Origin of the sequence: Marinobacter sp. (assembly GCF_048266785.1) — a bacterium.
GTDB lineage: Bacteria > Pseudomonadota > Gammaproteobacteria > Pseudomonadales > Oleiphilaceae > Marinobacter.
Map to the genome: position 1 here is coordinate 1 of NZ_JBLWYX010000037.1, position 12,491 is coordinate 12,491.

At 53.9% G+C, this 12,491-nt stretch carries 9 protein-coding genes; all 9 read right to left on the bottom strand.

The features are described from left to right. Nucleotides 1-305, bottom strand: a 305-nt coding sequence (gene rpsL / locus ACN0V1_RS21145; RefSeq protein ID WP_417546828.1) for a 30S ribosomal protein S12, incomplete at its 3' end; no start/stop codon positions are given. Between the two features lie 162 nt (nucleotides 306-467). Further along, on the bottom strand, nucleotides 468-4,682 hold the full coding sequence (gene rpoC / locus ACN0V1_RS21150) for a DNA-directed RNA polymerase subunit beta' (RefSeq protein ID WP_417546829.1): 4,215 nt from the start codon (nucleotides 4,680-4,682) through the stop codon (nucleotides 468-470). Between the two features lie 76 nt (nucleotides 4,683-4,758). Next, a complete protein-coding gene (rpoB, locus tag ACN0V1_RS21155; protein WP_339783375.1) occupies nucleotides 4,759-8,835 on the bottom strand; it encodes a DNA-directed RNA polymerase subunit beta in 4,077 nt (1,358 codons plus the stop codon). Between the two features lie 242 nt (nucleotides 8,836-9,077). After that, nucleotides 9,078-9,452, bottom strand: a complete 375-nt coding sequence (gene rplL, locus ACN0V1_RS21160; protein WP_144780231.1) for a 50S ribosomal protein L7/L12 — start codon at nucleotides 9,450-9,452, stop codon at nucleotides 9,078-9,080. A gap of 39 nt (nucleotides 9,453-9,491) precedes the next feature. Then, nucleotides 9,492-10,022 carry a 50S ribosomal protein L10 gene (rplJ, locus tag ACN0V1_RS21165; RefSeq protein WP_339783379.1) on the bottom strand — a complete coding sequence of 177 codons (531 nt, stop codon included), beginning with the start codon at nucleotides 10,020-10,022 and terminating at the stop codon, nucleotides 9,492-9,494. 234 nt (nucleotides 10,023-10,256) lie between these two features. Next, complete coding sequence (rplA, locus tag ACN0V1_RS21170) at nucleotides 10,257-10,955, bottom strand: 50S ribosomal protein L1 (protein WP_144780233.1); 699 nt, start codon at nucleotides 10,953-10,955, stop codon at nucleotides 10,257-10,259. Between the two features lies 1 nt (nucleotide 10,956). After that, the gene (gene rplK / locus ACN0V1_RS21175; RefSeq protein WP_072799871.1) at nucleotides 10,957-11,388 is read right to left on the bottom strand and encodes a 50S ribosomal protein L11; all 432 of its coding nucleotides are present in this window, start codon (nucleotides 11,386-11,388) and stop codon (nucleotides 10,957-10,959) included. Between the two features lie 101 nt (nucleotides 11,389-11,489). Continuing rightward, nucleotides 11,490-12,023, bottom strand: coding sequence for a transcription termination/antitermination protein NusG (gene nusG / locus ACN0V1_RS21180; RefSeq protein WP_144780235.1), 534 nt, complete (start codon nucleotides 12,021-12,023; stop codon nucleotides 11,490-11,492). 12 nt (nucleotides 12,024-12,035) lie between these two features. After that, the gene (gene secE, locus ACN0V1_RS21185) at nucleotides 12,036-12,404 is read right to left on the bottom strand and encodes a preprotein translocase subunit SecE (RefSeq protein ID WP_144780236.1); all 369 of its coding nucleotides are present in this window, start codon (nucleotides 12,402-12,404) and stop codon (nucleotides 12,036-12,038) included. Nucleotides 12,405-12,491 lie beyond the last annotated feature (87 nt).

The window sequence follows — 12,491 nt, forward strand, 5'->3', positions numbered from 1 at the left end:
AAAGTACCGCGAACAGTGTGATAGCGCACACCCGGAAGGTCTTTTACTCGACCGCCACGGATCAGCACAACACTGTGCTCCTGAAGGTTGTGACCTTCACCACCAATGTATGAGGAAACCTCGAAGCCGTTGGTCAGACGAACACGACACACTTTACGCAGTGCTGAGTTCGGCTTCTTCGGCGTTGTGGTGTAAACACGAGTGCACACACCACGGCGCTGAGGACATGCCTGAAGAGCAGGAACATCGCTCTTGGCCACCTTGCGCTTACGAGGCTTACGCACCAACTGATTAATCGTTGCCATGTAAGCAAACTCCAAAAAACCATATCAATGAAACTTACCCCCAGTGAAGGGGGTAAAATTTAAGGGACGCAAGTTTAAGCCCGCGCCCCCCGACAGTCAAGATGACTGATCTCTTTTTAACCACCTCCGCATAAGTAACTACACGGAGATGGCCCACCCAGCTCAACCTCCGCGGTTGAGTTCGGCGCTCAGAGCTTCTTCAACGTCTGCAGCAGTAACACCCTGCTCTTCAAGCTCGCGCTTGCGTCGACGCTCGGCGTGATAAGCCAAACCAGTTCCCGCAGGAATCAGTCGACCAACCACAACGTTTTCCTTCAGGCCGCGCAGGTAGTCACGCTTACCTGTGACCGCGCCTTCAGTGAGTACGCGGGTCGTTTCCTGGAACGAAGCCGCCGAGATGAACGACTCAGTCGCCAGGGAAGCCTTGGTGATACCCAACAGCAAACGCTCGAACCGTGCTGGCTCTTTATCAGCAGCATCGGCCGCTTCGTTAGCTTCCAGCACCCGGTTGATCTCCACAGAATCGCCAGAAATCATCTGGGTGTCACCGGGGTCAGTGATTTCCACTTTGCGCAGCATCTGACGCACGATCACTTCGATGTGCTTGTCGTTGATCACTACGCCCTGCAGACGGTAGACGTCCTGGATTTCGTTGGTAATGTACTTCGCCAACGCTACCACACCCAGCAGACGCAAAATGTCATGTGGGTTGGACGGGCCATCGGAAATCACCTCGCCTTTCTCTACCGTTTCGCCTTCAAATACGTTCATTTGGCGATGCTTCGGAATCAGAACCTCATAAGGATCTGCGTCTTTCGGAGTAATCACCAGGCGCTTCTTGCCCTTGGTTTCCTTGCCGAACGAGATCATGCCGCTGATCTCGGCCAGGATTGACGATTCCTTCGGACGACGCGCTTCAAACAAATCAGCAACCCGCGGCAGACCACCGGTAATGTCACGCGTTTTAGAGCTTGCCTGAGGAATACGCGCAACCACGTCACCCAGCTCGATACGCGCGCCATTGGCCATAGTCACCAGGGCGTTTGCCGGCATGAAGAAAATCGCCGCGCCGCCGCCTGGCAAATCAACGTCGTTACCTGCTTCGTCAACCATCTGGATGGCCGGGCGAATGTCTTTACCAGCCGCCGGACGTTCCTTCGGATCGATGATTTCCATGGTCGACAGACCAGTCAGCTCGTCGGTCTGGGTACGCACGGTAATGCCTTGGTCCATGTTGACGAACTTGGCTGTACCTTCGGCTTCCGCAATGATCGGGTGAGTGTGTGGATCCCACTTGGCCACCACAACGCCCGCCTCAACGTTGTCGCCGTGCTTCACAGAAAGCACCGCACCATAAGGCAGTTTGTACCACTCACGCTCACGACCCTGATCATCCGCAATAGCCAGAGCAGAGGAGCGGGAAATAACAACCAGTGAGCCGTCTGTTTTCTCAAGCGACTTCAGGTTATGCAGGCGAACTGTGCCACCATGCTTGACCTGAATATTATCTACCGCAGAAGCTCGGCTCGCAGCACCACCAATGTGGAACGTACGCATGGTCAGCTGGGTTCCCGGCTCACCAATAGACTGGGCAGCGATAACACCCACTGCTTCGCCAACGTTCACACGATGGCCACGGGCCAGATCGCGACCGTAACACTTGGAGCAGATACCATGACGAGTCTCACAGGTGATCGCAGAGCGCACCCAGACTTCGTCCACACCGGCACCTTCAAGCGCCTCAATCGTTTTCTCATCCAGCAAGGTGCCGGAAGGAACAACGGCATTATCCTTATCGATCGGAGTAAACGCATCCCGGGCAGTAACACGGCCCAACACACGAGCACCCAGAGGCACAACCACGTCGCCGCCTTCGATGTGCGGTGTCATCAGCAGGCCTTCTTCGGTACCGCAATCTTCTTCGGTAACCACCAGGTCCTGCGAAACGTCAACCAGACGACGAGTCAGATAACCGGAGTTCGCGGTCTTCAACGCCGTGTCAGCCAGACCCTTCCGGGCACCGTGAGTCGAGATAAAGTACTGAAGTACGTTCAGGCCTTCACGGAAGTTGGCGGTAATCGGCGTCTCGATAATAGAGCCATCCGGCTTCGCCATCAGACCACGCATACCGGCCAGCTGACGAATCTGCGCAGCAGAACCCCGAGCGCCGGAGTCAGCCATCATGTAGACAGAGTTAAAAGACTCCTGCATCAGGTCTTCGCCGTCTTCACCCTTGATAGGCTTGCCATCAGCACCAATGACTTTTTCTTTGGCCAGGCGCTCCATCATGGCTTTGGAGACCTTGTCGTTGGCGCGCGACCAGATGTCGATAACCTTGTTGTACTTCTCGCCCTGGGTCAGCAGACCGGACGCGTACTGGGTTTCGATATCTTTTACTTCCTGGGAAGCCGCGTCCACGAGCTCGTACTTCTCCGGGGGAATTTCGAAGTCGTTAAAGCCGATCGAAATACCGGAAACCGTCGCGTAGTGATAACCCATATACATGAGCTGATCCGCAAAGATAACCGTTTCTTTCAGCCCGGCATCCCGGTAGCACGTGTTGATCAGGTTCGAGATTGCCTTCTTGACCATCGGCTTGTTAACCAGGTCGTAGGAAAGGCCGTCCGGAACAATATCAAACAGCAAAGCGCGACCAACCGTGGTATCCACGATCTTGTACTCTTCAGTACGCTCGCCGCTTTCAAGAATGGCAACTTCCTTTACGCGCACCTTGACGATGGCCTGGAGGTCTACCTGGCCCGCACCATACGCACGATGAGCTTCCTTGACGTCTGCAAACACCATGCCCTCGCCAGGCGCACTCTTGCGCTCACGGGTCATGTAGTAGAGGCCAAGTACAACGTCCTGGGATGGCACGATGATCGGCTCACCGTTGGCTGGCGACAGGATGTTGTTGGTCGACATCATCAGCGCACGCGCTTCAAGCTGAGCTTCCAGCGTCAGCGGCACGTGTACCGCCATCTGGTCACCGTCAAAGTCAGCGTTGTAGGCCGCACAAACCAACGGGTGCAACTGGATCGCCTTACCTTCGATCAGTACCGGCTCAAACGCCTGGATACCCAAACGGTGCAGTGTCGGCGCACGGTTAAGCATGATGGGATGCTGACGAATCACTTCGTCCAGAATATCCCAGACCACGCCTTCTTCACGCTCAACCATTTTCTTGGCGGCTTTGATAGTGGTGGCCAGGCCACGATGCTCAAGCTTGGAAAAAATAAACGGCTTGAACAGCTCAAGCGCCATCTTCTTGGGCAGACCGCACTGGTGCAGGCGCAGATAGGGACCTACAACAATTACAGAACGGCCGGAATAGTCCACCCGTTTACCCAACAGGTTCTGACGGAAACGACCTTGTTTACCCTTGATCATGTCTGCCAGAGACTTCAGCGGACGCTTGTTGGTGCCGGTGATGGCACGACCGCGACGGCCGTTGTCCAGCAGTGCGTCTACCGCTTCCTGCAGCATGCGTTTTTCGTTACGCACGATGATATCCGGAGCGTTCAGCTCAAGCAGGCGCTTGAGACGGTTATTCCGGTTGATCACCCGACGATACAGATCGTTCAGGTCAGATGTAGCAAAACGGCCACCATCCAACGGCACCAGCGGGCGCAGGTCGGGCGGCAGAACCGGCAACACGGTCATCACCATGTCGCCCGGCTTGTTGCCAGAATACAGGAAGGCCTCAAGTATTTTCAGGCGCTTGCTGAATTTCTTGATCTTGGTTTCAGAGTTGGTCTGGGGAATTTCTTCCCGCAGCCCATCAACTTGCTCCTGAAGATCAATACCTTCGAGTAGCTCTTTGACGGCCTCAGCACCCATTCGGGCATCAAACTCGTCGCCGAACTCTTCCAGGGCCTCATAATACTGCTCATCGTTCAGCAGTTGACCGCGTTCGAGAGTGGTCATACCCGGGTCGATCACAATGAACGACTCAAAGTAGAGCACGCGCTCGATATCACGCAGCGTCATATCCAGCATCAGACCGATGCGGGACGGGAGTGATTTCAGGAACCATATATGAGCGACCGGGCTGGCCAGCTCAATGTGTCCCATGCGTTCACGGCGAACGCTTGCCAGTGCGACTTCAACTCCGCACTTTTCGCAGATAACACCACGGTGCTTGAGGCGCTTGTACTTGCCGCACAGGCACTCGTAGTCCTTGATCGGGCCGAAGATTTTGGCGCAGAAAAGGCCGTCACGCTCTGGCTTGAACGTACGGTAGTTAATGGTCTCAGGCTTCTTAACTTCACCAAAGGACCAGGAACGGATCATGTCCGGTGACGCCAATCCAATACGGATAGCATCAAATTCCTTGCTTTGGTTCTGGCTCTTGAGAAGATTCAGCAAATCTTTCATCAGTAAAAGCTCCGCATGGCGTTAATCTCGGGCGGGCACACGAAGTGCCCGCTCACGCTGCCAAAAACAATTCGGCTCACTCAGATTCCAGCTCGATGTCGATACCCAGCGAACGGATTTCCTTGACGAGAACGTTGAAGGATTCCGGCATGCCGGGCTCCATACGATGATCACCATCCACAATGTTCTTGTACATCTTGGTCCGGCCGTTCACATCATCAGACTTGACGGTGAGCATTTCCTGCAGCGTATACGCTGCACCGTAAGCTTCAAGGGCCCACACTTCCATCTCACCGAAACGCTGACCACCGAACTGTGCCTTACCACCCAGCGGCTGCTGGGTCACAAGACTGTACGAACCGGTGGAACGGGCGTGCATCTTGTCATCGATCAGGTGGTTGAGCTTGAGGATATACATATACCCCACAGTCACCGGGCGATCGAAGGCGTCACCTGTACGGCCATCGTATAGCTTGGTCTGGCCGGTCGTGCTCAACCCTGCAAGCTCAAGCATGTGCTTGACCTCGGATTCCTTGGCGCCATCAAACACTGGTGTGGCCATAGGAACGCCACCACGCAGGTTGTGACACATCTCCTGAATTTCCTTGTCATTCAGGGAATCCAGATCCACTTTGAACACTTCGTCAGAGTGGTTGTAGATCTCATCAAGCAACTTGCGAAGCTCGGCAACCTTACGTTGCTCATCGAGCATTTTGCCGATGCGCTCACCGAGGCCTTTGGCAGCCGCACCCAGATGGGTTTCGAGCACCTGACCAACGTTCATCCGCGAAGGGACGCCCAGCGGGTTCAGGACGATGTCAACGGTATTACCGTGCACATCGTACGGCATGTCCTCAATCGGCATGACCGCGGAGATAACACCCTTGTTACCGTGACGGCCGGCCATCTTGTCGCCAGGCTGGATACGACGCTTGATAGCAAGATAGACCTTAACGATTTTCAGGACACCCGGTGCAAGATCATCACCTTGCTGGAGCTTGCCTTTTTTGTCGTCAAAGCGCGCATCGTGTTCTTTCTTGCGCTCCTCAAGGCCCTGCTCGGATTTCTCCAGCAACTCATTGAGACCTTCATCCTGCATGCGCAGTTTGAACCAGTCTGAACGCGGAAGATCTGTAAGATAGCCTTCCTCCAAGCTGGCGCCTTTTTTCAGGCCCGGACCACTGATTACGGACTGGCCTTTCAGCGCGCTCAGCAGACGCTCGAACGTTGCACCTTCAACAATACGGTACTCGTCCTTCAGGTCTTTGCGGTACTGATCCAGCTGCTCTTTTTCAATTGCCTTGGCACGCTGATCTTTTTCAATACCGTCACGGGTAAAGACCTGTACATCGATAACGGTACCGCGGGTGCCAGTCGGCACGCGGGAGGAGGTGTCTTTTACGTCAGACGCCTTCTCACCGAAGATTGCCCTCAGCAGCTTTTCCTCCGGGGTCAGCTGTGTTTCACCTTTCGGTGTCACCTTGCCGACCAGAATATCGCCAGGGCCTACTTCAGCACCGATGTAAACAATACCGGACTCATCCAGTTTGGATAGCGCGCTCTCACCAACGTTGGGAATATCCGCAGTGATTTCTTCACTACCCAGCTTGGTATCCCGAGCCACACAGGTCAGTTCCTGAATGTGGATAGTGGTCAGGCGATCTTCCTGAACCACCTTCTCGGAGATCAGGATGGAGTCTTCAAAGTTGTAACCGTTCCAGGGCATGAATGCGATGCGCATGTTCTGCCCCAGAGCCAGCTCACCAAGATCCACAGAGGGACCGTCAGCCAGCACGTCACCGCGGGCAATGGCATCACCCTGGCGAACGATGGAACGCTGGTTGATACAGGTATTCTGGTTCGAGCGGGTGTACTTGGTGAGGTTGTAAATATCCACACCTGCATCACCAGCCTCGGTTTCCTCATTGTTGACGCGCACCACGATACGGGCCGCATCAACACTTTCGATCACACCACCGCGGCGTGCAGTCACACAGACGCCAGAATCCTGAGCTACTGTGCGCTCAACACCGGTACCAACCAAAGGCACTTGGGAACGCAGTGTCGGCACCGCCTGACGCTGCATGTTCGCGCCCATCAGAGCCCGGTTAGCATCGTCATGTTCCAAGAACGGAATCAGCGATGCGGCAACAGACACAACCTGACGCGGAGACACATCCATGAAGTTAACGCTTTCAGGAGGCATGACCGTTGTTTCGTTCTGGTGACGCACCGTAACCAACTCGTCCATCAGACGCTTTCCATCGTCCATCGCGGCGCTTGCCTGTGCGATAACGTAGGTGCTTTCTTCTATGGCCGACAGATACACCAGCTCATCCGTTACAACGCCATCCACAACCTTCCGGTAGGGGCTCTCAAGGAAGCCATAAGAGTTGGCGCGCGCGTATGTCGCAAGCGAGTTGATCAGACCGATATTCGGGCCTTCTGGCGTCTCGATCGGGCACACACGACCATAATGTGTCGGGTGAACGTCTCGAACCTCGAAACCTGCGCGCTCACGAGTCAGACCACCTGGTCCAAGCGCCGAGATCCGACGCTTGTGAGTTACTTCAGACAGCGGGTTGTTCTGGTCCATGAACTGGGACAACTGGCTGGAACCGAAGAATTCTTTGACCGCGGCCGCAACAGGCTTGGCGTTGATCAGGTCCTGAGGCATCAGGCCTTCACTTTCGGCCAGACTGAGGCGCTCACGAACCGCACGCTCCACACGAACCAGTCCCACGCGGAACTGGTTTTCAGCCATCTCACCCACGCAACGCACACGGCGGTTACCCAGGTTATCAATGTCATCCACGTTGCCCTGACCATTACGAATGTCGATCAACGTCTTAAGAACATCGATTATGTCGTCGTGAGTCAGAGTACCTTCACCGGTGCTTTCTTCACGGCGCAGGCGACGGTTGAGTTTCATCCGGCCAACCGCAGACAAGTCGTAACGCTCTTCAGAGAAAAACAGGTTGTTAAACAGGTTCTCTGCTGAATCCTTTGTTGGCGGCTCTCCCGGACGCATCATCCGATAAATTTCAACCAAGGCCTCAAGCGGGCTACGGGTCGGGTCGATACGCAGGGTATCGGACATGAACGGACCGCAATCCAGGTCGTTGGTATAGAGCGTCTCAATGTCGGTGACACCAGAATCCAGGATTTTGGTGACAATCTCTTCGCTCAGCTCAGCATTACACTCAACCAGGATCTCGCCAGTGGATTGATCCACCATATCCTTGGCCAAAACGCGGCCATAAAGGTACTCGGTAGGCACCTCGAGCTCATTGATCCCGGCTTTTTCCAGCTGCTTGATATGACGGGCCGTGATACGACGACCTTCTTCAACAATCAGCTTGCCTTCGTTATCCTTGATATCGAATGTCGCAATATCGCCACGAAGACGGCTCGGAACCAACTCCAGCTTGCAAGTTTCCGCTCCCAGCGTGAACTTACTGGTGTCGAAGAACATTTCCAGCATTTGCTCGGAGGTGTAACCGAGCGCACGCAGAAGAATTGACGCGGGCAGCTTGCGCCGACGGTCAATACGAACGAAAACGGAGTCTTTTGGATCGAACTCGAAATCGAGCCACGAACCACGGTAAGGAATCACCCGGGCCGAATACAGCAGCTTGCCGGACGAATGGGTCTTACCTTTGTCATGATCAAAGAACACACCGGGAGAGCGGTGGAGCTGGGAAACAATAACGCGCTCGGTACCGTTAATGACGAAGGTACCATTCTCGGTCATCAGGGGCATTTCGCCCATGTAGACTTCTTGTTCCTTGATGTCCTTGATCGCCTTATTGGACGACTCCCTATCATAAATGATAAGGCGGACTTTAACTCTCAGCGGCGCCGCATAAGTCACGCCCCTAAGCTGGCATTCCTTGACATCGAATACTGGCTCACCAATGCGGTAGCTCACGTATTCGAGCGCAGCATTGCCAGAGTAGCTGGCAATCGGGAATACGGATTTGAATGCTGCGTGAAGACCGGTTTCCCGACGGTCCACAGGGGCGGCTTCCATTTGCAGGAAGTCCCGGAACGAATCCAGCTGAATAGACAGCAAATAGGGGACATCCATCACGGAAGGCAATTTACTAAAATCTTTGCGAATCCGCTTTTTTTCAGTGTAGGAGTAAGTCATCTGCATTCCCCAGCTTTAGACCTGATACCTGGTATCAAGAAGCAACCAATGTTTTGCTTCGGGGCCGAATTGCTCGGCTTATCGCGCCGTCTTGAACAAAGACTCTGGTATACGGTTAAAGATCTGACACCAACCTGAAAACGCATACCAGACTCCATAGCATATACAACAGAAAAAGGCCGGTGGCACAAAGCCACCAGCCTGTCTACGCTTGAAGCGCAGTTTCGATCAACAGCCGACTCTTACTTAAGCTCAACAGAAGCGCCTGCTTCCTCGAGCTTCTTCTTGGCTGCTTCTGCGTCGTCTTTGCTCGCAGCTTCCTTGACAGTAGTGGGCGCACCATCAACCATCTCTTTCGCTTCTTTCAGACCCAGGCCGGTCAGTTCACGAACAGCCTTGATGACGTTAACTTTCTTCTCACCGACACCGGTCAGAACAACGTCAAATTCGGTCTTTTCTTCGGCAGCAGCAGCTTCGCCAGCAGCTGCAGGAGCAGCAGCAACAGCGGCAGCGGCAGATACGCCGAATTTCTCTTCCATTGCTTCAACCAGCGCTACAACGTCCATTACGCTCATTTCTGCAATTGCGTTCAAAATGTCTTCGTTAGACAGAGCCATGACTTTCTCCCAAAAATATAAAAATGGTGTTCAACAGAATCAAGCAGCTTCTTGCTTCTGGTCGCGAACTGCCGCTACAGCGCGGGTCACTTTCGAAGGAACTTCGTTCAGTGTCCGTGCCAGCTTGGTGATTGGTGCCTGTGTTACGGCGGCCAACATGGTCAACGCTTCGTGACGTGTTGGCAGCTTGGCAAGACGATCGATCTGGTCTGCGCCCATCAGCTCACCGCCGACTGCCAGTCCTTTAATCTCGAATGCGTCTTTCTCTTTTGCAAAATCCTTCAGCAGGCGCGCGGCCGCTCCCGGATCTTCCATTGAGAATGCCAGTATCGTCGGGCCGACCAAAGCCTCGTCAATGCACTCAAACTCGGTGCCACGAATAGCAATCTTCGCAAGGTTGTTACGAACAACCCTGAGATGCACATTCTCAGCACGAGCTTTGGCACGAAGAGCCGTCATATCACCAGAGGTAACACCACGGTAGTCAGCCAGAACCACAGACAGAGCACCACCGGCAGTCTCGTTGACTTCAGCGACGATCGCTTTCTTGTCTTCGAGTCTAATTGCCACTGGATTTCTCCTCGATTTCGCCAGGGGTATTCCCGGCAAACCCATCATTGCCCTGGAAGCGACTACAATTTGCTTCCTACGGGCGCCTTAACGGTGTTTGGGTTCAGAGAGAACGTCTTCACACCGTCTGCGCAGGCGTTGCTTTAACCCTTATAGCCCGAGGACTTCGGGGGCCTGCGGTCTTTGACAGCCTTGGCTTCCGCCCAGACTACAAAGTAACTACCGATCAGGAAGTCAGATATCCAGACCGCTCTGATCGATAGTCAGGCCAGGACCCATGGTCGAAGAAATCGTGATCTTTTTCAGATACACGCCTTTCGCCGACGATGGCTTGGCCTTTTTCAGATCTGCGATCAGAGACTCAAGGTTTTCCTTGATGTTCTGTGCAGAGAATTCAACGTTACCCAGCGGAGAATGGATAATGCCGTTCTTGTCTGTGCGGTAACGCACTTGACCGGCCTTGGCATTTTTAACCGCAGTCTCTACGTCTGGAGTAACCGTACCTACTTTGGGGTTCGGCATCAGTCCACGCGGACCAAGAATCTGACCCAGCTGGCCAACAACGCGCATGGCATCCGGAGTGGCAATCACCACATCGAAGTCCATGTTGCCCTTCTTGACCTCATCAGCAAGATCATCCATACCCACAATATCAGCACCGGCCGCAGTTGCTTTTTCAGCGTTTGCACCCTGAGTGAAAACTGCAACGCGGACTGTTTTGCCCGTGCCATGCGGCAGGACGGTGCTGCTACGTACAACCTGGTCAGATTTACGCGCATCAACACCCAGGTTAACTGCAACGTCCAACGACTCCTTGAACTTTACACTCTGGCCCAACTCAACCAGCAGTGATACCGCCTCATCAACGGAGTAAGAACGGGTAGAGTCTGTCTTTTCCAGAATCAGCTTCTGGCGCTTGCTCAGCTTCGACATGTTACACGCCCTCCACGGTCAGGCCCATACTGCGGGCGGTTCCGGCAATGGTACGAACCGCAGCATCCATATCGGCAGCAGTCAGGTCCGGCTCTTTGGTCTTGGCAATTTCTTCAAGTTGCTCACGGGTCACTTTGCCCACTTTTTCAGTGTTAGGGCGACCGGAACCACTCTTCACACCAGCAGCCTTCTTAAGAAGAACAGGCGCAGGCGGGGTTTTGGTGATAAATGTGAAGCTGCGATCACTGTAAACTGTGATAACAGTAGGAATCGGCAAGCCGGCTTCCATATCCTGGGTCTGGGCATTAAACGCCTTACAGAACTCCATGATGTTAACGCCGCGCTGGCCCAGTGCAGGGCCAACGGGGGGGCTCGGGTTGGCCTTACCGGCAGCAACCTGAAGCTTGATATATGCTTCTATCTTTTTAGCCATACTATTACTCCTATGGGTCCAAACGCCTCGCGGCTCCCCGTTGCAGACACAAAAAGCCCGCGACGCCTGAGCGCGCGAGCCTTCCGGTTAAAAGCCACTGATCAGTCTTTCTCGACCTGACCAAACTCCAGCTCTACCGGAGTTGAACGACCAAAAATCAGAACAGCGACCTTGACCCGACTCTTGTCGTAGTCAACTTCCTCTACCACGCCGTTAAAGTCCGCAAACGGGCCTTCAACAACACGGACGACTTCGCCTGGCTCAAACAAGGTCTTCGGCTTCGGCTTATCCACACCGCTTTCAACGCGACGCAAAATGGCCTCAGCTTCACGCTCCGTGATCGGAGCCGGCTTGTCCTTCGTTCCACCGATAAAGCCAAGCACTCGTGGTGTATTCTTCACAAGGTGCCAGGTGCCGTCATCCATTTCCATCTGGACGAGCACGTATCCGGGATAAAACTTGCGCTCACTCTTGCGCTTTTTCCCGTCACGCATCTCCACAACTTCTTCGGTAGGAACAAGAATTTCACCAAACCTGTCTTCCATACCTTCAAGCGCGATGCGCTCAGCTAGAGTGCGCATTACGTGCTTTTCGAAGCCAGAATACGCATGAACCACGTACCAGCGCTTAGCCATTGCCCACTCCTGTTAGCCGATAAATCCGGCGACCAGCCAACTGATTATCGAATCCATACCCCACAACAACAAGGACACAACCAGCACAAAAACTACAACGATAACTGTAGTCTGAACCAGCTCTGGCCTGGTGGGCCACACCACTTTCCGGATCTCAACGCGCGCCTCTTTAAGCAACGTCGCAAAACGGCGCCCACGCTCGGTCTGCAGGGCGACCAAAGCCGCAACTATAGCAAGACCAACAAGAGCCAGAACCCGATACAGCAAAGATTCGGCGCTGAAATACTGATTACCAACTACACCAACGGCAATCAGTAAAAAAACAACTAGCCATTTCACTACGTCGAAACGACTGTTTGACTGAACGGCTTTTGACTCCATGGGAATCAACTTATGTATCCGGATGTTAAAAAAATGGCAGGCCAGGAGGGAATCGAACCCCCAACCTGCGGTTTTGGAGACCGCTGC

Excerpts from the sequence above, each read along its gene's own strand:
- rpoC (WP_417546829.1), bottom strand. The coding sequence starts at position 4,682 with ATGAAAGATTTGCTGAATCTTCTCAAGAGCCAGAACCAAAGCAAGGAA.
- rpoB (WP_339783375.1), bottom strand. The coding sequence starts at position 8,835 with ATGACTTACTCCTACACTGAAAAAAAGCGGATTCGCAAAGATTTTAGT.
- rplL (WP_144780231.1), bottom strand. The coding sequence starts at position 9,452 with ATGGCTCTGTCTAACGAAGACATTTTGAACGCAATTGCAGAAATGAGC.
- rplA (WP_144780233.1), bottom strand. The coding sequence starts at position 10,955 with ATGTCGAAGCTGAGCAAGCGCCAGAAGCTGATTCTGGAAAAGACAGAC.
- rplK (WP_072799871.1), bottom strand. The coding sequence starts at position 11,388 with ATGGCTAAAAAGATAGAAGCATATATCAAGCTTCAGGTTGCTGCCGGT.
- nusG (WP_144780235.1), bottom strand. The coding sequence starts at position 12,023 with ATGGCTAAGCGCTGGTACGTGGTTCATGCGTATTCTGGCTTCGAAAAG.
- secE (WP_144780236.1), bottom strand. The coding sequence starts at position 12,404 with ATGGAGTCAAAAGCCGTTCAGTCAAACAGTCGTTTCGACGTAGTGAAA.